Below are 20,873 nucleotides of genomic sequence, written 5' to 3' on the forward strand. Positions count from 1 at the left end.
CGGACGGCGTGCGCGAGCTGCAGAACCGCCGCGTCGAGATCTCCTACGGTCCCGGCTCGGGCATGTAAGGTTCGCTTCGGCGAACAAGCCAACACCCAAAGGGGCCGGAGCAATCCGGCCCCTTTTTTGCGACGTCAGGCGGCGTAGGCCGTGGTGTCGACAAGCCCCGCACGCGCGAAACCGTCCCGCCGCAGGCGGCAACTGTCGCACACCCCGCAGGCGCGGCCGTCGGGCAAGGGATCGTAGCACGACCAGCTCAGGGCCGGGTCGAGCCCCAGACGATGACACGTGGCCGCGATCGCGTCCTTGCCGAGATGCTGCAGCGGGGCATGGATGTTGAGCGGTTCGCCCTCGGCGCCGACCTTGGTGGCGAGCGCCGCGAGCGCCGCGAAGCCGGCAATGAATTCGGGCCGGCAATCGGGATAGCCAGAATAGTCGAGCGCGTTCACGCCGATGAAGATGTCGCGCGCGCCGAGTGTTTCCGCCCAGGCCAGCGTGAGCGAGAGGAACACGAGATTGCGCGCGGGCACATAGGTGACCGGGACACCCGGCGCGACGCCGTCCTTGGGCACGGCGATCCGGTCGTCGGTCAGGGCCGAGCCCCCGAACCGGCGCAGGTCGAGCGGCAGGACGACGTGGCGGGCGATGCCGAGCCGGGCGACGATCCGCGCTGCCGCGTCGAGCTCGCAGCGGTGCCGTTGGTTGTAGTCGATGGTCAGCGCATTGACGCGGAACCCGGCTTCCTGCGCCAGCGCGGCGGTGACCATCGAATCGAGCCCGCCCGAGAGCAGAACGACGGCATCGGCGGGAGACCGGACGGGGGGCAGGGGCGGCGACTGGGTCATGGTGCCCGGCTAGTCAGCCCGCGCGGCGCTGGCAACTCCCTGCGGACGGGCTGCGGCGGGACAATCGGCGACCCGCCGACCTTCCGCGGACATGACGAAGGGCAGGCCACCGGCGAGGCCCTGGGTCTCCAGCTGGATCAGCTGTGCGTTCTCGCGCCGGATCTGGGTGCGCCCGAAGCCCTTGCCGCGGCAGGTGTACTGCACGCTGGCGCTGCCGGGCGTATCCTCGATCACCAGCCGTTCGCAGGCCAGATCCGGGTGTTGCAACTGGATGAGCCGCCACGGGTCGTGCCAGCACAGGCGCCGCGTCGGGCTGCCATCGCGGAAGCGTAGCTCCCACAGCCCATCCTGCAGCCGATGCAGCGCGGCCAAATCCGGGGTTCCCGCAGCGCTCGGCGCAACAAGGCCAAGCCCGAAGGCCAGGCACAGCAAGGCATGGCGTCCACCCATCGCGAATCCCCGACTACCCCTTCGCCTTTCCCGTATAGGCTCTAAAGGGCCTGCGACCAAGCGTGCGCCAGTCGCCGTGAACCGTTAGACCGGAATGGCGAAAATCCTCGAGCAGAAGGCGCAGTCCACGCTGATCGTTCCGGTTTCGTCGCGCATCTCGTCGAGATCGGCTGCGGCAAAGCGTGACAGGACGGCCTGGTAGTGCTCGATCGAGCAGCGGCAGCCGCGTTCGAGCGCTGCGCCCGGATCGATCCGGACCTCGCTTTCCTCATGGAACAGTCGCCACAGCAGGGCCTCGAGCGAGAGCGCGGGATCGACCAGTTCGTCGTGCCGCAGCGAGCCGGCAATGGCGGCGACGTGCTCCCAGTCGGGATGGTCCATCCGCACATGAAGCCGCTCGCGGCCTTCCTCGCCCTCGGGCAGATGCTGAACGAGCAACCCGCCGGCAATACACCCCTGGGGTGACGAGCGGACCCCTACCCGGATCAAGGTAGGCACCTGTTCCGACTGGGCGAAATAGCTCTCGCAGGCCGCGGCGAGCGAGGCCCCCTCGAGCGGAACAATGCCCTGGTAGCGCTGCCCGCTGGTGGCGAGATCGAAGGTGATCGCGAGGTAGGCCTTGCCGAACAGCGCATAGAGCGACGGGTTGGCCCCGAGCGCGCTCAGCCGTTTGGCATCGTGGCGGACATAGCCGCGGACCGCGCCAGCGCGATAGTCGCAGACCAGCAGGTCGACGATGCCGCCCTCGGTCTGGGCCTGGACGGTCAACTGGCCATCGTCGTCCTTGAGCAGGGCGCCCATCAGCACCGTCAGAACCAGCGCCTCGGCGAGCAGGTGGCGGATCGGGGTAGGGTAGGCATGGGCGGTGAGGATCCGGTCCAGCACCGGCCCCAGCCGGACCACGCGCCCGCGCGCGTTGCGGCCCGGCACCGTGAAGCCAAGCACCTGATCGAAGCCGGTTTCGGCTGCCGGCACGGCGGGGTCCACCGGCGTGCTCACAGCTGTCCGAACGCCCAGCGCAGCACGCTCTTCTGGGCGTGAATGCGGTTTTCGGCCTCATCCCAGACCCACGACTGCGGACCATCGATGACCGCGTCGGTCACCTCCTCTCCGCGGTGCGCCGGCAGGCAGTGCAGGAACATGGCATCCGGCTTGGCCTGAGCGAGAAGCGCCGGGTTGACCTGGAACGGCGCCATCGCTGCCAGTTTCGCCTCGGCGTGGGCCTGGCCCATCGAGATCCAGGTATCGGTGACCACGACATCGGCATCGCGCACCGCGCTCTGCGCGTCGCGATGGGTCGAGATCCGCGCGCCGGCGGCCGTGGCCGAAGCGATGAACCCGGCGTCGGGATCATAGCCTTCCGGCACGCCGATCCGCACGTTGAACTTCATCAGGCCGGCGGCCTCGATGATCGAGTGCAGGACGTTGTTGCCATCGCCGAGCCAGGCCACCTCGAGCCCGGGCAGGGACTTGCCCTGCTCGATCACGGTGAGCAGGTCGGCCATGATCTGGCAGGGATGCGAAAGATCGGTGAGGCCATTGATCACCGGCACGCTGGCGTGGGCGGCCAGCTCCTCGATCTTGGCGTGATCATCGGTGCGGATCATCACGGCGTCGACCATGCGGCTGAGCACGCGCGCGGTGTCGGCGATGCTTTCGCCGCGTCCGATCTGCATGCCGCCGGCTTCCATCACGATCGCGCTGCCGCCGAGCTGGCGCATCGCCATGTCGAACGACACCCGCGTGCGGGTCGAGTTCTTCTCGAAGATCATCGCCAGCACCCGCCCGGCCAGCGGGGCATCGGCATCGCTGCGCCCCTTGGCCCAGCCCGCCCGCGCCGCCTTGCGATCCAGCGCATCGCCCAGCATCGCGGCCACCGCATCGCCCCCGGCATCAGCCAGGTTGAGGAAGTGCCGCACCATCACGCGGGTTCCTCGACCCGGAAGGTCGCCGCGGCGGCGGAGAGCTTGTCCATGAACTCGTCGATGTGGCTTTCGTCGATCACCAGCGGCGGCACCAGCCGCAGCGTGTTGTCGCCGGCCGAGACGGTCAGCAGCTGATGATTGTCGCGCAGGTGGGCGACGAAGGGGCGCGGTTCGCTCCTCATCTTGACGCCCAGCATCAGGCCGCGCCCGCGGACCAGTTCGAACAGCTCCGGATAGTTGCCGATGAACTGCTCGAGCCGGCTGCGCAGCCGCTCGCCCATGGCCGTGACATGGGCGAGGAAGGCGGGATTGGCGACAGCATCCAGCACGGCCTCGCCCGCGGCCATGGCCAACGGGTTGCCGCCATAGGTGGAGCCGTGCGTCCCGGCGATCATCCCGCGCGCGGCCTTCTCGGTGGCGAGGCACGCTCCAAGCGGGAAGCCGCCGCCGATGCCCTTGGCAGTAGCCACCACATCGGGGACGATGCCGTACTGCTCATAGGCATAGAACGTGCCGGTGCGGCAGACCCCGCACTGCACCTCGTCGAGCACCAGCAGCAGGTCATGTTCGTCGGCCAGCGCGCGCAGCCCGTGCATGAAGGCATCGCTGGCCGGCCGGATTCCGCCTTCGCCCTGCACGGGTTCGACCAGGAAGCCGGCGGTGTTCGGACCGATCAGCGCCTTGGCCGCCTCGAGATCGTCGAACGGCGCATACTTGAAGCCCGGCAGCAGCGGCATGAAGCCCTTGTGCATCTTCTCCTGGCTGGAGGCGCTGATCGTGGCGATGGTGCGGCCGTGGAACGCGTTGTTGAAGGTGATCAGCTCGAACCGCTCGGTGTTCCCGGCATGCTGATGATAGGCCCGCGCGGTCTTGATCGCGCATTCGACCGCCTCCGCGCCCGAGTTGGTGAAGAACACCGTGTCGGCAAAGGTCAGATCGACCAGCCGCTGGGCCAGATGCTCACCCTGGGGGCTGCCATAGAGGTTCGACACGTGCATCAGCGTTTCGGCCTGGCGCTGGATCGCGCCGATCAGGCCGGGATGCGAATGGCCGAGAATGTTCACGGCAATACCCGCCGCGAAGTCGAGATAGCGGCGTCCGTCCTCGCCGATCAGGTGGCAGTGATCACCGCGCACCGGCCGGAAACCACACCGGGGGTAGACGGGCATCAGCGGAGAGATCGACATCGAACGGGTCCTTTGCATTCAGAACGGACAGACGAACAGGGAATGGCGAACTGGGAATGGCCACCTGGGAATGGAGCAACGCAAACGACAAGTGGCGGCCCCGGTGAGGGCCGCCACTGGCGCGCGTTATGATGTCGCGTGCCTTCGGTCAAATGTCCGAAGGACCTGCGGGCTGGGTCAACCCTGACGCGGCACGAGGTTGACCGCCGAGTACTTGCCTCGTCGATCGACCTCGATGTCGAACTCCAGCCGGTCGCCCTCGTTGAGGCCCTGCATGCCCGAGCGCTCCACCGCGCTGATGTGCACGAACGCGTCGGGCTGGCCATCGTCCCGGGTGATGAAGCCGAAGCCCTTCATCGAGTTGAAGAACTTGACAGTGCCGGTGGCCTTTTCGCCGGTCAGCTGGCGCTGCGGTGCAGCCGGCTCGCGCTTGGCGACCGGGATCACATCACCCACGACGACCAGGTCGGCCGCCGAGATCTTGCCGCCGCGATCGACCAGCGAGAACTCGAGGCCCTGGCCTTCGGCCAGACCTTCCAGGCCGGCACGCTCGACCGCGCTGATGTGGACGAACACGTCCTCGCCGCCGTCCTCGCGCTGGATGAAGCCGAAGCCCTTCTGGCCATTGAAAAACTTCACGACGCCTTTGCTCTGGCCGACGACCTGGGCGGGCATGCCCCCACCACCGCCGCCGCCGCGCGAACCGCCGCCGAAGCCGCCACGATCGCCACCGCCGAAGCCGCCGCGCGAACCGCCGCCGAAGCCACCGCGATCGCCGCCGCCGAAGCCGCCGCGACCACCGCCGCCGCCATAGCCACCGCCGCGATCACCGCCGAAGCCACCACGGTCACCACCGAAGCCGCCGCGATCGCCGCCGCCGTAGAACGGGTCGAAACTTTCTTCCCCGAAACCGTCGCGCTTGTCCCGGCCCCTGCCGCGACGTCCTCTATCGAAACCCATAAACCCGAACTTACCTTCGCTTCGCCCCAATCACGATGCCCCGGCGGCGCGGACGAGACCCGCCAGGAAACAGGGCCAGCGGTTGCGCGCCCGCGCAACCCTCTCCTCTGCATCTTGGGGCATAGCTGAAAATATCCACAAGCGCGAACAGATTCCGACTCGTCGCCATAAAGGGCGCCACGCGCACCGCTGGGGTTGCGCTTGTCTCGCGGGCATCGGCTTGGCAAAAGCCCGCCCATGGACATCCTTGCCTTGCTTGCCGATCCTGCTGCCTGGGCGGCGCTGGTGACCCTGGTCACGCTCGAAATCGTGCTGGGCATCGACAATCTGGTGTTCATCGCCATCCTCTCGAACAAGCTGCCCGAGCACCAGCAGGACAAAGCGCGGCGACTCGGGTTGGCGCTGGCGCTGATCATGCGGATCGGCCTTCTCACCCTGATCGGCTGGATCGTCACCCTGCAGACCCCGCTGTTCGATCTGGGTATCAGCGGTGCGCCCGGCCCTTACGGCGAGCCGACCTTCGAGACCGCCTTTTCGGGCCGTGACCTGATCCTCCTCGCTGGCGGCCTGTTCCTGCTGTGGAAGGCGACCAAGGAGATCCATCACGCGATCGACACGGAGAACGACAGCGGCGAGCTGCTCGAAAAGGACAAGGGCGTCGCGCAGATCGCGTTCGGTGCGGCGATCGCGCAGATCATCGCGCTGGACCTCGTCTTCTCGATCGATTCGATCCTGACCGCCGTGGGCATGACCGACGAGGTTCCGATCATGATCGCGGCCGTGGTCATCACCGTCGGCCTGATGATGGTGGCGGCCAACCCGCTGTCGCGCTTCATCGAGCGCAACCCGACCCTGGTCATGCTGGCGCTCGCCTTCCTGGTCATGATCGGGCTGGTGCTGATCGCCGACGGTTTCGGGGTCCACATCCCCAAGGGCTACGTCTATGCCGCCATGGGCTTCTCGGCCGCGGTCGAGACGCTCAACATCGTCAGTCGCAACCGCCGCGCCCGCGCCCGCGCCGCCGCCAACCCCGAGTGATCCGCCCATGACCGCGTCCCTGTTCCGCCCCATCGTCGACGGTGTCCTCGCCAGCCCGCAAATCGGCCTCGCCGAGGTGGCCGAGGCCAAGGCTTTGGGGGTGACCCTGATCATCAACAACCGGCCCGAGGACGAGAGCCCCGACCAGGTGCCCGGGCCAGAGATCGAGGCGGCGGCCCGCGCCGCCGGGATCGACTATGTCGCCATCCCCGTCACCCACGCCGGCTTCAGCGAGCCGCAGGTCGAGGCCATGGCCGCCGCGCTCGAGGGGGCGGGCGGGCCGGTGCTGGCCTATTGCCGCTCGGGCACGCGCTCCACGCTGCTGTGGGCCCTGGCCCGGGCCTCGCGCGGGGCGAGCCCCGACGAGCTGGCCGCCGCCGCGGCCCAGGCCGGCTACGATCTCGGCCCGATCCGCGCCCTGCTCGACATGCTCGCCGCGCGCCGGGCCTGAGCTGCCCGATCCACGCCGATGCCGCAGGGATCACTTGCGCCCAGTCTGATCCTGATCGCCGCGGCGCTCGTCGCGATCCTCGGGCTGGCCGTGATGGCCCGGCGGCTCGGCCTGGGTGCGGACGTCCGGCTGCGCGACGCTGACACCGCGGGTGAGCTGGCGCGTGCTGCCGATTGCCGCTTCACGCCCACGGTTGTCGCGCTCGATCGCGCCGGTCTGGGTGCGCTCCTGGCCGATCAGGCTGGCCAGGTCGTGCTGCTGCGGCGGCACGGCGCCCGCTTCGTTGCGCACCGGCTGACCAGCCACGCGGGCGTCCGCCTCGAGCGGCAGTTCCTCTGCTTCGCCCTGCCTGAACCCGGCTTCGTCCCGATCACCCTCGATCTCGGCCCTGAGGCACAGCACTGGGCCGCCAGCCTGCGCCGGCTGGGCCCGGCGGATGCGCGGCCATGACCGGGTTCGATCCGGTGGCCTATGCGATCCCGGGCTTCGTCGCGCTGATCGCGGCCGAGATGGTCTGGGCTGCCCGGCGCGACCCGGCCGCCTATAAACCGCGAGATACCGCGGTTTCGCTGCTGCTGGGGCTTGGCAGCGTTGCCGCGGGTCTGGCTACCGGTGCGATCGTACTGGCCCTGGCCGATGCACTCTACGCGCTGCGGGTCGCCACGCTTGGCTGGGCCTGGTGGGTTTGGGCAGCCTGCTTCGTGCTTGACGATCTGGCCTACTACCTGTGGCACCGCACGGCCCACCGGGTCCGCTGGTTCTGGGCGGCCCACGTCAACCACCATTCCAGCCAGCACTACAACCTCTCCACGGCGCTGCGCCAGCCATGGACCGGTTTCCTCTCGGCCTCTTTCGCCTTTCGCCTGCCGCTGGTGCTGCTGGGCTTTCCGCCCGCGATGGTGCTGACCTGCGGCGCATTCAACCTGATCTACCAGTTCTGGATCCACACCACCGCGATCGGCCGTCTGCCGCGCTGGATCGAAGCGGTGTTCAACACCCCCTCGCACCATCGCGTCCACCATGGGATCCATCCGCTCTATCTCGACCGCAACTATGCCGGGGTCCTGATCGTCTGGGATCGCCTGTTCGGCACCTTCCAGCCCGAACGGGACGATCTGCGGATCCACTACGGGCTGGTCCACCAGCTGGGCAGCTTCAACCTGCTGCGCGCCGCCTTCCATGAGTGGCTCGGGATCGCCGCCGACCTCTGGCGCGCGCCGTGGCGGGCCAAGCTGGGCTACCTGTTCGGGCCGCCGGGCTGGAGCCACGACGGCAGCCGCCGCTCAAGCGACGACATCAAGCGGGCGTGGCAGGAGCCTGCGGCCAAGCACGAGGCCGGATCTGGCCACTAGGTGCCCGGTCCTGACGTGAGCCCCCCGCCCATCCGGGCGGGATGGTCTCCGCGGAACTCCAGGTCCTCAATCGCGGTGGCATGCCGGCGCGAGGCCGCGGCTGAGGCGCTCCCCAGCGGGGGCCATGCGCCGCGCCCAGCAGTGCAGTGGCTCCGTCGCGGCGGCAGGGGGAGCAGCACAGCCATCCCGCCATCGTTCCCGTTGGCCGGCGATGCCGCAACAAAAAAGGGGTCCGGAGCGGCTGGCTCCGGACCCTAGGCTGCGTTCGCAGGAGGAACGTCGGATGGCGGGGTCGAAGGGGAGGAGAGGAGGAACCTCCGACCCCGCCAAGCTGGGAAATCAGTAGTTGTAGGCGCGCTCGCCGTGCTCGGAGATGTCGAGCCCCTCGCGCTCGGCTTCCTCGGTCGGACGCAGACCCATGGTCTTGTCGACGATGAAGTAGAGCACCGCGGAACCCAGGCCCGACCAGACGACGGTCAGCGCCACCGCCTTGATCTGCGTGATCACCTGGGCAGCCATGTCATAGGTGCCCGGGACGGCGGGGAACTGGGTGTAGTCGAAGAAGCCCTGGCCCCCGAGCGCCGGGTCGGCGACGATCCCGGTGGCGATGGCGCCGAAGATGCCGCCCACGCAGTGCACGCCGAACACGTCGAGGGTGTCGTCGTACTTGAGCTTGTTCTTCACGACCGCGACGAACAGGTAGCACACCGGCGAAACCAGCAGGCCGAGGACGATCGAGGTCATCGGTGCGCCCAGGCCCGAGGCCGGGGTGATCGCGACCAGGCCGGCGACGGCGCCGGTGGCGGCACCCAGCATCGAGGGCTTGCCGTGGTGCAGCTGCTCGATCACCGACCAGGACACCGCGGCGGCGCAGGTGGCCAGCATGGTGTTGATGAAGGCGACGGCGGTCACGCCATTGGCCTCAAGGTTGGAGCCGGCGTTGAAGCCGAACCAGCCCACCCACAGCAGCGAGGCGCCGATCATGGTCATGGTCAGCGAGTGCGGCGGGGTGGCTTCCTTGCCGAAGCCGACGCGCTTGCCGACCATGAGGCAGCCGACGAGGCCCGCGATCCCGGCGTTGATGTGCACCACGGTACCACCGGCGAAGTCCAGCGCGCCCATGCCCCACAGCAGACCGGCATCGGTCGGCGCGTCAGGCAGGAAGTCCGGGCCAGCCCAGTACCAGACCATGTGCGCAACCGGGAAGTAGACCACGGTCAGCCACAGCACCACGAAGACGATCAGCGGGGTGAACTTGATGCGCTCGGCGAAGGCGCCGACGATCAGGGCCGGCGTGATCATCGCGAAGGTCATCTGGAAAACCACGAAGACCAGTTCGGGGATGTAGACGTTGTTCGAGAAGGTCGCGGCATAGCTGCTCGAGGTCACGCCCGCGAGGAACGCCTTCGACAGGCCGCCGATGTACGGCGTGGAGCCGCTGGTGAAGGCCAGCGAGTAGCCCCAGGCGGCCCAGACCAGCCCGGCGACCGAAACGATCATGAACACCTGCATGCAGACGCTCAGCATGTTCTTGGTGCGCACCAGGCCGCCGTAGAACAGTGCGAGGCCGGGGATGCTCATCATCAGCACCAGGGCGGCCGAGATCAGCATCCAGGCGGTATCGCCCTTGTTCGACATCGCGGCGAGCTGCTCGGCGGCCGGGGCCTTGATCAGCGTGGTGGCCGCCGCAGCGGCGGTTTCGGTGGCGACGGCAGCCGCCTCGGTGGCGGCTTCGGTGGCGTCCTGCGCGAAGGCAGCGGTGGCGGCGAAGAGCGAGGCTCCGAGCGCGCCAACGCCCGCACACAGTTTGCCGAGCTTGGCAATATTGCGGTTCATGGTGGTTTCCCTCCTGTCGGACACGCTGGTCACAGCGCGGTGTCGCCGGCCTCGCCGGTGCGGATGCGGACCGCTTCGGCAAGGTCGAGCACGAAGATCTTGCCGTCACCGATCGCTTCGGTGCTGGCGACCTGCTGGATCGTCTCGACGATCTGCGGCGCCAGGCTGTCGGCTGCGGCAATCTCCAGCTTCACCTTGGGCAGCATGTTCGTGGAATACTCGGCGCCGCGGTAAATCTCCGTCTGGCCCTTCTGGCGTCCAAAGCCCTTGACCTCGGAGACGGTCATCCCCGCGACGCCGATGGCGCCGAGGGCTTCACGCACCTCGTCCAGCTTGAACGGCTTGATGATGGCGATGATGAATTTCATCGGTGCCCCCTGGAAGCCTACCGGTCCCGTCGCCGGCAAAACCCCTAGAGCAAGCCCCGTGCCAATTTACGGATTCGTTGGATTCTTTGCCGAGTCATGAACGGCCCGATCCCGTCACGCCGAGTCGCGATGCTGGCCTGCGCTCGAATCCTGAGCAGGCTGCCTAATTTTCAGGCAGGGCCAGGCGGGCCAGTACGGGCAGATGATCAGAGGCGCGCGCGGCCAGCGCGCTGTGGTGCACCGCCACGGCGTCGCTCCGCCACTCCGCCGAGACCACGATCCGGTCGAGCATCGCCAGCGGTCGGCGGCTCGGGAAGCTCCGCCCCGGGGCCAGCACCCGCCAGTCGGGCGCGGCGAACTCGGCCAGGCAGCCGCCATGCCGGGCCCACTCGTTGAGATCGCCCATCAAGACAGCAGGGGCGGGCGCGGTACAGGCGGCCAGATGCGCCAGCACCGTGCGCACCTGCTGGCGCCGCCGCAAGCCAGACAGGTCAAGGTGCATGCCCACTACGCGCAGCGGGCGCCCGCGAGCGACCAGATCCACCCGCACCGCCCCGCGCGGCTCCAGCGTGGGCAGCGCCACCACCGCCGCCTCGCGCACCTCGATCCCGCGGCGGACCAGCACGGCATTGCCATGCCAGCCGAGCGAGTCCGGCCGCCCGCCCAGCGGCACCGCCTGCCATGGGGTGTAATCGGCGATGACCTGTCGCGGGATCACGCTGGCGCGCGTGCCGAAGCGCAGGTCCGCCTCCTGCAGCGCGATCACGTCGGCATCGATCTCGCGCAGCACGGCCAGGATGCGGTCCGGATCGCGGCGACGGTCAAGGCCCACCGCCTTGTGGATGTTGTAGCTGGCGAAGGTGAGCTGCACGGACAGGAGCTTAACGGCGCAAGGGTGTTGGGCAAGGGTTGGCGCGCGGGCTTCGACAGGCTCAGCCCGAGCGGAGTTTGGGACTGCTCCATAAACAACGCCCGCTCAGGCTGAGCCTGTCGAAGCCCACGCGCGGGGCTTGTCTCCTCACCGCTCCTTGGTCGCGCTGAACACCAGCTCGGGATTGCGCTCCTGCTGGTAGCCGACGTCCCAGGACGAGCGGGCCATGAACACCGGATCGCCATCGCGGTCCTTGGCCAGGTTGCTCTTGTTGAAATCGGTGAAGGCCTTGAGCGCGGCATCGCTGCCCTTCAGCCAGCGCGCCGTATCGAAGGGCGATTCTTCGAGCACGGCCTCGACCTTGTACTCCGCCTCGAGCCGCGAGATGAGCACGTCGAGCTGGAGCTGACCAACCACCCCGACGATCCACTGCGCGCCGATCTCGGGATAGAACACCTGGATCACGCCCTCCTCGGACAGGTCGTCCAGCGCCTTGCGCAACTGCTTGGTCTTGGTCGGGTCCTTCAGCGCCACGCGGCGCAGGATTTCCGGCGCGAAGTTGGGCAGGCCGGTAAAGCGCACGTCGTTCTTCTCGGACAGGGTATCGCCCACCCGCAGCGTGCCGTGGTTGGGAATGCCGATGATGTCGCCGGCCTCGGCGGTGTCGGCGATCTCGCGGTCCTGGGCAAAGAACAGGATCGGCGAATGGACAGCGATCGGCTTGCCCAGGCCCGAGGGGGTCAGCTTCATGCCGCGCTTGAACGTGCCCGAGACCATGCGCATGAAGGCGATCCGGTCGCGGTGCTGCGGGTCCATGTTGGCCTGGACCTTGAAGACGAAGCCGGTGACGTCGCTGCGGGTCGGGTCGATGGTGCCCTGGTCCGAGCTTTGCGGGCGCGGCGGCGGGGCGAAGCGGGCGATCGCATCGATCAGCTCGGCGACGCCGAAGTTCTTGAGCGCCGATCCGAAGTAGACCGGGGTGAGATCGCCGTTGCGGTAGGCCTCGAGATCGAATGCGGGGTAGCCGGCCTGGCCCAGCTCGATCTCCTCGGCGATCTCGGCGGGAATCTCCATCGCCTCGCGCGTGCCCAGGTACTCGCGGCTGTCGCCCTCGGGCCGGCTGACCAGCCCGCTGGCGAAATCGAGCACACCCTGGAAGGTCCCGCCCATGCCGACCGGCCAGGACATCGGCACCACGTCGAGCGCCAGCGCATCGGCCACCTCGTCGAGCGTCTCGAACACCGCGCGGCCTTCCCGGTCGACCTTGTTGACGAAGGTGATGATCGGCACCGAACGCATCCGGCAGACCTCGAACAGCTTGCGGGTCTGCGGTTCGATGCCCTTGGCCGCGTCGATCACCATGATCGCGGAGTCCACGGCCGTCAGGGTGCGGTAGGTGTCCTCCGAAAAGTCCTCGTGGCCCGGCGTGTCGAGCAGGTTGAAGGTGATGTCGCGCCCGTCGTCGAACACCTTGCGGAAGGTCATGACCGAGCTGGTGACGGAGATGCCGCGCTGCTGCTCGATCTTCATCCAGTCTGACCGTGCCCGGCGCGCCTGTCCCCGCGCCTTGACCTCGCCCGCCAGGTGGATCGCGCCGCCCTGCAGCAGCAGCTTCTCGGTCAGCGTGGTCTTGCCGGCGTCGGGGTGCGAGATGATCGCGAAGGTGCGGCGCGAGGATGGCGTGGTCATGCGCGCGCCGGTAACTGGATTCGCCCGGAAAAGCGAGGGGGTGGGGGCTGGCCGCGACAGGCCCCTGCTACGCCGCCGTCACCCTGAACTCGTTTCAGGGCCCATCGGGCCTTGGGCACGGAGCATTCGGATGCCTGGGGCGTGGCCGTCCCGCCGGTACGGGGCCCGTGCCTCGCCGCGGAATGGATCCTGAAACGAGTTCAGGATGACGAAAGAGGCCAGATGACTGCGATAAGGCGGGGGGCTGAGCTGTGAGAGGCTTACCCCCGCAGCACCGCCCCCAGCTTGGCCGCCGCTGCCGTCACCTTGTCGGTGATCGCCTTGAGCGCCGCCTCGTCATAGCTCTTGTCGGTCGGCTGGAGCGTCACCTCGATCGCCAGCGACTTCTGCCCTTCAGGCACGCCCTGCCCGCGGAAGTCGTCGAACAGGCGCGCGCTGACGATGTTGACCTTGTCCGCACCCCTGACCGCGCGGACCAGATCGCCGGCCGGCTTGTCCGCCGGGATGAGGAAGGCGAAGTCGCGCGTCACCGGCTGCAGCGCCGGGGGGGCATAGGCGGCGCGGGCGAAGCCGACCGCACCGCGCCTGGCCGGGATCGCGTCGAGGAACAGCTCGGCCACGGCAACCGGACCGGTCAGGTCGAAGGCCTTGGCCGTGGTGGGGTGGAGCATGCCGAAGCGGGCCAGCACGGTCTTGGGCCCGAGCCGCAGCGTGGCCGACTGGCCGGGATGGAACTGCGGTCCGGCCTCGCCCATCACCTGCAGGCTGTCGACCGGTGCACCGGCCTCGGCCAGCAGGGCCAGGGCCTCGGCCTTGGCGTCGAAGGCGTCGAAGGCCTGCGCCTTGCCCGTCGCCCAGCCGCGCGGCGTGCGGTCACCGGCCAGGACCACGCCCAGCGTCAGGCGCTCGTCGCTCGCCCCGTCGGCGCCGCGCAGATAGCGGCGGCCGATCTCGAACAGCCGCAGCGAACCCGCCCCGCGATCGAGGTTGCGGCGGGCGGCGGCGAGCAGACCGGGCAGCAGCGAGGGGCGCATGGCCTTGAGGTCCTCGCTGATCGGGTTGTCGAGCACCCAGGGTGCCCCCTCGGCGAAGGCCGCGGCCTCGTCCACTGGCAGGAACGACCAGGTGACGGCCTCGTTCAGGCCGCGCGCAGCGGCCGCGCGCCGGACCCGCCGTTCAAGCTTCTGGGCCGGGGTCGCGGTGGGCCGGGCCACACCGTCGGCGCGCGGCAGCGGCACCGATGCGACATTGTCGAGCCCCCAGATCCGCACCACCTCCTCGACCAGGTCCGGCGCGCCGGCCACGTCGGGGCGCCAGCCGGGCGCGGTGACAGTCCAGTCCTCGGCCACCGCGAAGCCCAGCGCGGTCAGGATGCGGCGCTGTTCGCTCGCCGGGATGGCCACCCCGCCCAGCGTCTCGGCCAAACCGGGATCATAGGCGACCACCGCGGTGGCCAGCGGCGGCTGTCCGGCCCGGACCACGTCCGAGGCTTCGCCGCCGCAGGTGTCGAGGATCAGCGCGGTCAGCAGCTCCAGCCCGGTGTCGAGGAACTGCGGGTCGACCCCGCGCTCGAACCGGCTGCGCGCGTCCGAGGTGAGGTTGAGCGCGCGGCCCGTCGCCCCGATCCGCTCCGGATCGAAGTAGGCGATCTCGAGCAGGACGTCGGTGGTCCCGTCGGAGCAGCCCGAATGCTCGCCGCCCATGATCCCGGCAATATCGTGCACCCCGGCCTGGTCGGCGATCACCGTCATTTCCGGGGTCAGCGCGTACTCCTTGCCGTTGAGCGCGAGGCAGGTCTCGCCCTCCCGCGCACGCCGCGCCATCACGGCGCCCGTCAGCTTGGCCAGGTCATAGGCATGGGCCGGACGGCCATAGCCCAGCATCACGTAGTTGGTCAGGTCGACCAGCGCCGAGATCGGCCGCTGGCCCGCGCTCTTCAGCCGGTCCTGCAGCCAGGCCGGCGAAGGGCCGTTGGTCACGCCGCGGATCACCCGGCCGTGGAAGGCCGGGCAGCCCTCGGGATCGTCGGTGCGGATGTCGACCGGGCAGGGGAACGTGCCGGTGGCCGGCTCCATTGCCAGCGGCTTCAGCGCGCCCAGCCCCGCCGCGGCGAGGTCGCGGGCGATACCGTAGACGCCCATGCAGTCGGGCCGGTTGGGGGTGATCGCCACGTCGAACACCGGATCGGCGCCGTGGTATTCGGCGAAGGGCGTGCCGACCGGGGCGTCGGCGGGCAGCTCGATGATCCCGTCGTGATCCTCGCCCAGCTCGAGCTCGCGGGTCGAGCACATCATGCCGTTCGATTCGACCCCGCGCACCGCGGCGACCTTCAGCACCATGCCGTTTACCGGCACGGTCGCCCCCGGCAGCCCGAGCACGCCGACCAGCCCGGCCCGCGCATTGGGCGCGCCGCAGACCACCTGCAGCGGCTCGCCTGCTCCGGTGTCGACCGTCAGGACCTGGAGCTTGTCGGCATTGGGGTGCGGCGCGGCGGTCAGGACCCTCGCCACGCGGAAGCCGGCTAGCTTCGCGGCGGGATCCTCGATCCCTTCCACTTCGAGGCCGATCGCGTTCAGCGCCGCCGCGATCTCGGCCACGGTGGCCTGGGTGTCGAGGTAATCCTTGAGCCAGGAGAGCGAGAACTTCATTTTCCCAGCTCCTTAGGCGGGCGTGCCGACGCCGCCCGACAGGGTCGGCACGTCGAGCGCGGAGAAACCGTAGTGCGACAGCCAGCGCTGATCGCCATCGAAGAAGGCACGCAGATCGTCCATGCCGTACTTGAGCATGGCCAGGCGATCGACGCCGATGCCGAAGGCGAAGCCCTGCCACTCGTCGGGATCGAGCCCGCCGAATGCGATCACCTTGCGGTTGACCATGCCGCTGCCCAGCAGTTCCATCCAGCCATGGCCCGGATCGTCGCCATGGCCTCCCAGCGCGCGGCGGGTCCTGCCGTCGGGCCCCGTCACCAGCGCGAAGCCCACGTCGACCTCCACCGAGGGCTCGGTGAACGGGAAGTAGCTGGGGCGCAGCCGCAGGACGATGTCATCGCGCTCGAAGAAGGCCTTGAGGAAGGTCTCCAGCGTCCACTTGAGGTGGCCCAGGTGAATGCCCTTGTCGATGACGATGCCTTCCACCTGATGGAACATCGGGGTGTGGGTGGCATCGCTGTCCGAGCGGTAGACCCGGCCCGGGGCGATGATCCGCAGCGGCGCGCCATGCTGCAGCATCGACCGGATCTGCACTGGCGAGGTGTGGGTGCGCAGCAGCATCTTCCCGCCCGCGGGCGAGGCGTCGGGAAAGTAGAAGGTGTCGTGCATCGCCCGGGCCGGATGGCTTTCCGGCATGTTGAGCGCGGTGAAGTTGTGCCAGTCGTCCTCGATCTCGGGCCCGGTGGCGACCGCGAAGCCCAGGTCGGCGAAGATCTCGGCCAGCTCGTCCATCACCTGGCTGACCGGGTGGACCGAGCCGCGCGGCGCCTCGGGCGCGGGCAGGGTCAGGTCGACCGTCTCGGCCGCCAGCCGCGCCTCCAGCGCGGCGCTCTCAAGCGCAGCCTTGCGCTCGGCCAGCGCGGTGGTGACGCGCTCGCGCAGCGCGTGGATCTGCGGCCCTTCGCTCTGGCGCTGCTCGGGGCTCATCGCGCCGAGCGTCTTGAGCAGGCCCGAGATCGAGCCCTGCTTGCCCAGGAAGGCCACGCGCAGCTGCTCGATCGTGTCGAGATCCTCGGCGGCGGCGATCTCAGCCAGCGCGGCCTGTCCGGTTGCTGCGTAGTCCACGAAGGTTCCCATCTGTTGCGGATGCCTGGTCAGGCGTGCGCCTTTAGTGCGTCCCGGGCGGGGGGGCAACCGCGCCGCCGGGCCACGAGAAAGGGCGCGGGCATCGCTGCCCGCGCCCTTCCGGTGTCGTGCGTCTGGCGCGGCCTCAGGCCGGCAGGGCCGCCTTGGCCTGGGCGATCACGGCGCTGAACACGCCGCCCTCGTTCATCGCCAGATCGGCCATGGCCTTCCGGTCCAGTTCGATCCCGGCCAGCTTGGTGCCGTGGATGAACTGCGAATAGGTCAGGCCTTCCGCGCGGACCGCGGCGTTGATGCGCTGGATCCACAGGGCGCGGAAGCTGCGCTTCTTCACCTTGCGATCGCGGTAGGCGTACTGGCCGGCCTTCTCGACCGCCTGACGGGCAACGCGAATCGTGTTCTTGCGACGGCCGCGATAGCCCTTCGCCTGATCCAGAATGCGCTTGTGCTTGGCTCGGGTGGTGACACCCCGCTTGATACGGCTCATAAGTCAGCGCTCCTCAGTTCAGCCCGTAGGGCGCCCACTTCTTGATCACCTTCGCATCAGCGTCGGAGATCACGTCGGTGCCGCGATTCTGGCGGATATACTTGCCATTGTGGCTGATCAGGCGGTGGCGCTTGCCGGCGACGCCGTGCTTCACCTTGCCGGTGGCGGTGAGCTTGAAGCGCTTCTTCACGCCGCTCTTCGTCTTGAGCTTGGGCATTTTCGTCTCCTTGGTTCGAGACACGTCCGATCTGCCGTGGCAGCCCTAGATAGCCAGGCCGATCATCGATTCCGTGTCAATGAAGGGCGGCCCCCTAAACGGGAACGCGCCGCAAGGCAAGGCTTTCAGGGCGCAGTGCCATAGGCCCGGCCGCCACGGGCCACCAGCCATGCGCCGAAATCGCCGTGGGGGATCGGCACGGCCTCCGGCGGCAGCGGCCGGTTGAAGCGGTAGACCTGCGCCGTGACCGGATCGGGCCGGCCCGCCACGCGCACCGCCATGGGCAGGCGCAGGTAGGTCGAGCCGGCGGGATCGTCCACGCGGCAGTCCTCATAGGCGTCGATCCGCGCCAGGTCCGCGGGGCCGAACCCGGCGCGGGCGGCGCAGAGCCGGCCGATCACCCGCTCGTCCCCGGCGCCCTCGGTCAAGGCCGGGTACCAGCCGGCCGGATCGGGCAGGGCGTGGAGCCTTCCGGACACCGATGCGGCCACGCCCGGGTGCAGCTTGCGGTGCAGCGCGCGGGCTACCGGATGCGACGGGTCGCTGTCGCGCAGCGTGCCATAGAAGAAGAAGGGCAGGGACACCGCCGCGCCGGTCCGCGGCCGGCTCACGAATGATCGCAGCCCAACGCCTCGACCACGTCCTCGAGCCGCGCGGGATCGCCCAGCGCCAGCACGTGGCCGGACGAGCCGGCGTGGAGCGGATCGCCGTTCCAGTCGCACATCGTCCCGCCGGCGCCTTCGACGACCGGGACCAGCGCGGCCCAGTCGTGCAGCTTGAGGTTGGCCTCGCAGACCAGATCGAGCTGGCCGGTGGCGAGCATGGCATAATTGTAGCAATCGCCCCCCATCACCATCCGCTTGTGATCGGTGCGCGCGGCCAGGGCCATGAAATGCGCCCCGTCGTGATCGTCGAAATAGTGTGGCCCCGTGGTGGCGATCGTCGCCTCGGCCAGGGCCCGGCAGGCCCGGGTCCGCACCGGCTTGCCGTTGAGCGTGGTCGGCCGCCCGCTCGCGCCGATCCAGCGCTCGCCAAGAATCGGCTGGTCGATCACGCCCAGCACCGGCCAGCCCTCGACCACCAGCGCGATCAGCGTGCCGAAGATCGGCCGCCCGGCGAGGAACCCGGCGGTGCCGTCGATCGGATCAAGCACCCAGCTGCGGCCGGACGTGCCCGCCGTGGCGCCGAACTCCTCACCGATGATCGTGTCACGCGGGACCTCTGCGGCGAGGATCCGGCGCATCGCCTCTTCGGCCGCGCGGTCGGCAAGGGTCACCGGGGTTGCGTCCGGCTTGCGCTCGGTTCCCGTGTCGCCGCGGAAGTAGGGGCGGATGGCCTGGCCGGCGGCTTCGGCCAGGCGAATGGCGAGGGCGATGTCATTGTCGAGCTTCATCGCGCGACTGTGGCGCCGTGGCCGGGCCCGGGTCAAGCACGCCGGCGCTTGCCCGCAGGACGGTTTTTGCAGTGCGTCCGCTCTTGATCACCGGCCCAACGGCCTTAGGATGGTGCCGCTAACGAAAGTTGGAGGTGCGGGGCCCGCCAGGGCACCGGCAATGCAGGGGCACTATGCGTAAGCCGACACGTCCGGCGGTGGATTCGATGATCGCGCCGGCGCATGGGGTGACCCGCGAGGGACAGCCGCTGTCCTACAATCGCGCCCCGGCGGCGGACCTCGCGCCGTGGGTGGCCAGGCTCTATGCGACGGTGGTCGAGGCTCCCCCAGGGCACCGCACCGCCTGCGGCCTGTTCAATGACGTCGCCACGATCCGCGTCCAGCTCAAGGGCGAATGGACTGCCGAAACCGCTGAGGGCCCGCGCGCCCATGGCCGTGCCGCCCTGTTCTTCGGGCCGCAGTCCAGGCGCATGCCGGTGTCGGTGACCGGCAGTTTCATCAGCATCGGCATCGCCCTGCGCCCGGGCACCGGCCACGCGGTGCGCGGGGTCAGCGCGGACGACTATCTCGACCGGCTCTTGCTGTGCGACGAACTGCGGCTGCCGGGGGAACAGGCGCTGCGCCTGATCGACGACGCGGCCGAGCCCGAGACCTGGCTGACGCAGCTCGAGGCGCTGATTCGGCGGGTGGTCAACGAACCTGGGGTGCAGCGTCCCGATCCGGTCAGCGCGCGGTTCGAGGCCCTGGCCTTCACCGATCCGGCGGCCAGCGTGGCCGAGTTCGCCCGCGATTGCGGGATCACCCAGCGACAGCTTGAACGCATCGTCCGGCGCGATTTCGGCATGCCACCCAAGCAGGTGTTGCGCCGCGCGCGCGCGCTCGACATGGCCAGCCACTTGCGCGGCGTGGCCGACCAGGCCGAAGCCGAGGAACTGGCCCTGCGCTACTATGACCAGAGCCACCTGATCCGCGAGTTCACCGCCCTGTTCGGGATGTCGCCAACCCAGTTCATCGCGCGGCCGCAGCCGATCCTCACGCTGACGCTCGAATCGCGGCAGGCGCGCCGGCTGGAGTTAACCAAACGGTTGCTGCCGGGCGAACCTCGCCCCTGGGAGTGAGTAGGCCCGCCACCAGGGTGTGACCCGAAAGTCACGCTAGCGTGGCGCGCAAGGTAAAATCTGTGTTCACGCCGCGCGGGGCTGGGTCCTCGCCGGAGCCCGAGGCGGACCGCTGCCAATCAAGGAAAAGCCCTGATTTACGGGCTCCCAACTAGTGGCGACCGCTATTTCGGGCTGGTTGGCAGCTCGGCCGTGTCCTATTGGGCAGGACCCTGAACCGAAGCGCAACACATAGGCGTTGCAACGCATTTGTAGGCCCGCTAGTGAGGGGCTCAGCTTCCAAAGTCTCATGAGGGGACCATGAAAAAGATCGCATTCCTTACGGCTGCTGCTGCAGCAGCCCTCGCCACTCCGGCTCTTGCCCGCGACGACCAGTGGTACGTCGAGGCTGATGTCGGCGCCGTGAAGGCGGAGAACATCTTCAACCTGACCGGCGTGGGCAACGCCGGCGTGCTGAAGACCAAGGCCGGTTACGATTTCGGCGGGATCGTCGGCTATGACTTCGGTGGCTTCCGCCTCGAGGCCGAGGCCAGCTTCCGTCGCGTCGAGGAAGCCAACTTCACCACGGCGACCCAGTCGTTCACCAATGCCCAGGTCGGTGGCGGCGCCGAGGCGCTGAGCTTCATGGCCAACGGCCTGCTCGACTTCGGTCCCGACAATGGCCTGCAGGGCTTCATCGGCGGCGGCGTCGGCGTCGGCCGGGTCAAGAACGCGGTCCTCACCGCGGTCAATGCCGTCAACGTGAACGACAGCGACACCGGGCTGGCCTGGCAGGCGCTTGCCGGCGTGCGCGCGCCGGTGACCGACCACGTCGACATCGGTCTGAAGTACCGCTTCTACAACCAGAACGGCAACGACCTGGTGAACAACGCGGGCCGCAACGTGCGCACCCGCT

At 68.9% G+C, this 20,873-nt stretch carries 22 protein-coding genes; 6 read left to right on the forward strand and 16 right to left on the reverse strand.

Features of this window, described 5'->3' with window-relative positions; genetic code table 11:
• Positions 1-134 precede the first annotated feature (134 nt).
• The 6 genes from queC to H7F53_RS17880 form a co-directional block, all read right to left on the reverse strand.
• A complete protein-coding gene (gene queC / locus H7F53_RS16925) occupies positions 135-845 on the reverse strand; it encodes a 7-cyano-7-deazaguanine synthase QueC (protein WP_185680696.1) in 711 nt (236 codons plus the stop codon).
• Between the two features lie 9 nt (positions 846-854).
• On the reverse strand, positions 855-1,295 hold the full coding sequence (locus tag H7F53_RS16930) for a DUF3617 domain-containing protein (protein WP_246438969.1): 441 nt from the start codon (positions 1,293-1,295) through the stop codon (positions 855-857).
• An 84-nt stretch (positions 1,296-1,379) separates the two neighbouring features.
• Positions 1,380-2,270 (reverse strand): Hsp33 family molecular chaperone HslO, encoded by an 891-nt coding sequence (gene hslO / locus H7F53_RS16935; protein WP_343062127.1) that lies wholly within the window; start codon positions 2,268-2,270, stop codon positions 1,380-1,382.
• A gap of 20 nt (positions 2,271-2,290) precedes the next feature.
• The gene (argF, locus tag H7F53_RS16940) at positions 2,291-3,217 is read right to left on the reverse strand and encodes an ornithine carbamoyltransferase (protein WP_185680698.1); all 927 of its coding nucleotides are present in this window, start codon (positions 3,215-3,217) and stop codon (positions 2,291-2,293) included.
• Entirely contained in the window at positions 3,217-4,407 is a 1,191-nt protein-coding gene (locus tag H7F53_RS16945; RefSeq protein WP_185680699.1) for an aspartate aminotransferase family protein, read from the reverse strand. The genes argF and H7F53_RS16945 overlap by 1 nt, the downstream gene beginning before the upstream one ends.
• A gap of 177 nt (positions 4,408-4,584) precedes the next feature.
• Positions 4,585-5,367 (reverse strand): cold-shock protein, encoded by a 783-nt coding sequence (locus H7F53_RS17880; protein WP_185680700.1) that lies wholly within the window; start codon positions 5,365-5,367, stop codon positions 4,585-4,587.
• 237 nt (positions 5,368-5,604) lie between these two features.
• Here H7F53_RS17880 and H7F53_RS16955 point away from each other — a divergent pair, with 237 nt between their 5' ends.
• From H7F53_RS16955 to H7F53_RS16970, 4 genes are read left to right on the forward strand one after another with little or no spacing between them, the layout of a single operon-like run.
• The gene (locus H7F53_RS16955) at positions 5,605-6,405 is read left to right on the forward strand and encodes a TerC family protein (RefSeq protein WP_185680701.1); all 801 of its coding nucleotides are present in this window, start codon (positions 5,605-5,607) and stop codon (positions 6,403-6,405) included.
• A gap of 19 nt (positions 6,406-6,424) precedes the next feature.
• Positions 6,425-6,856, forward strand: coding sequence for a protein tyrosine phosphatase family protein (locus tag H7F53_RS16960; RefSeq protein WP_185680716.1), 432 nt, complete (start codon positions 6,425-6,427; stop codon positions 6,854-6,856).
• Between the two features lie 18 nt (positions 6,857-6,874).
• Positions 6,875-7,306: a hypothetical protein gene (locus H7F53_RS16965; RefSeq protein WP_185680702.1), complete on the forward strand. Its 432-nt coding sequence runs from the start codon at positions 6,875-6,877 to the stop codon at positions 7,304-7,306.
• Complete coding sequence (locus tag H7F53_RS16970) at positions 7,303-8,208, forward strand: sterol desaturase family protein (RefSeq protein ID WP_185680703.1); 906 nt, start codon at positions 7,303-7,305, stop codon at positions 8,206-8,208. Before H7F53_RS16965 ends, H7F53_RS16970 begins: the two co-directional genes overlap by 4 nt.
• Before the next feature lie 339 nt (positions 8,209-8,547).
• Here the strand turns inward: H7F53_RS16970 and H7F53_RS16975 are convergent, their stop codons facing one another.
• The 10 genes from H7F53_RS16975 to H7F53_RS17020 form a co-directional block, all read right to left on the reverse strand.
• Positions 8,548-10,044, reverse strand: a complete 1,497-nt coding sequence (locus H7F53_RS16975; RefSeq protein ID WP_185680704.1) for an ammonium transporter — start codon at positions 10,042-10,044, stop codon at positions 8,548-8,550.
• A 29-nt stretch (positions 10,045-10,073) separates the two neighbouring features.
• A complete protein-coding gene (locus tag H7F53_RS16980; RefSeq protein ID WP_185680705.1) occupies positions 10,074-10,412 on the reverse strand; it encodes a P-II family nitrogen regulator in 339 nt (112 codons plus the stop codon).
• Positions 10,413-10,575: 163 nt separating this feature from the next.
• Positions 10,576-11,283, reverse strand: a complete 708-nt coding sequence (locus H7F53_RS16985; protein WP_185680706.1) for an endonuclease/exonuclease/phosphatase family protein — start codon at positions 11,281-11,283, stop codon at positions 10,576-10,578.
• 147 nt (positions 11,284-11,430) lie between these two features.
• Entirely contained in the window at positions 11,431-12,972 is a 1,542-nt protein-coding gene (locus tag H7F53_RS16990; protein WP_185680707.1) for a peptide chain release factor 3, read from the reverse strand.
• Between the two features lie 260 nt (positions 12,973-13,232).
• Positions 13,233-15,620, reverse strand: a complete 2,388-nt coding sequence (gene pheT, locus H7F53_RS16995) for a phenylalanine--tRNA ligase subunit beta (protein ID WP_185680708.1) — start codon at positions 15,618-15,620, stop codon at positions 13,233-13,235.
• Between the two features lie 12 nt (positions 15,621-15,632).
• Positions 15,633-16,745 (reverse strand): phenylalanine--tRNA ligase subunit alpha, encoded by a 1,113-nt coding sequence (gene pheS / locus H7F53_RS17000; RefSeq protein ID WP_343062128.1) that lies wholly within the window; start codon positions 16,743-16,745, stop codon positions 15,633-15,635.
• Positions 16,746-16,890: 145 nt separating this feature from the next.
• Positions 16,891-17,250, reverse strand: a complete 360-nt coding sequence (rplT, locus tag H7F53_RS17005; protein WP_185680710.1) for a 50S ribosomal protein L20 — start codon at positions 17,248-17,250, stop codon at positions 16,891-16,893.
• Positions 17,251-17,263: 13 nt separating this feature from the next.
• Entirely contained in the window at positions 17,264-17,467 is a 204-nt protein-coding gene (gene rpmI, locus H7F53_RS17010; RefSeq protein ID WP_054531242.1) for a 50S ribosomal protein L35, read from the reverse strand.
• A gap of 125 nt (positions 17,468-17,592) precedes the next feature.
• Complete coding sequence (locus H7F53_RS17015) at positions 17,593-18,078, reverse strand: gamma-glutamylcyclotransferase (protein WP_185680711.1); 486 nt, start codon at positions 18,076-18,078, stop codon at positions 17,593-17,595.
• Positions 18,075-18,860: an inositol monophosphatase family protein gene (locus H7F53_RS17020; protein ID WP_185680712.1), complete on the reverse strand. Its 786-nt coding sequence runs from the start codon at positions 18,858-18,860 to the stop codon at positions 18,075-18,077. Before H7F53_RS17020 ends, H7F53_RS17015 begins: the two co-directional genes overlap by 4 nt.
• Positions 18,861-19,033: 173 nt before the next feature.
• On the opposite strand from H7F53_RS17020, the gene H7F53_RS17025 reads away from it, so the two are divergent.
• Both H7F53_RS17025 and H7F53_RS17030 read left to right on the forward strand, forming a co-directional pair.
• Positions 19,034-19,978: a helix-turn-helix domain-containing protein gene (locus tag H7F53_RS17025; RefSeq protein ID WP_185680713.1), complete on the forward strand. Its 945-nt coding sequence runs from the start codon at positions 19,034-19,036 to the stop codon at positions 19,976-19,978.
• A 300-nt stretch (positions 19,979-20,278) separates the two neighbouring features.
• The coding region (locus H7F53_RS17030) for an outer membrane protein (protein WP_185680714.1) at positions 20,279-20,873 on the forward strand (595 nt) is incomplete at its 3' end.

Source organism: Novosphingobium piscinae (assembly GCF_014230355.1).
GTDB classification, from domain to species: Bacteria; Pseudomonadota; Alphaproteobacteria; order Sphingomonadales; family Sphingomonadaceae; genus Novosphingobium; species Novosphingobium piscinae.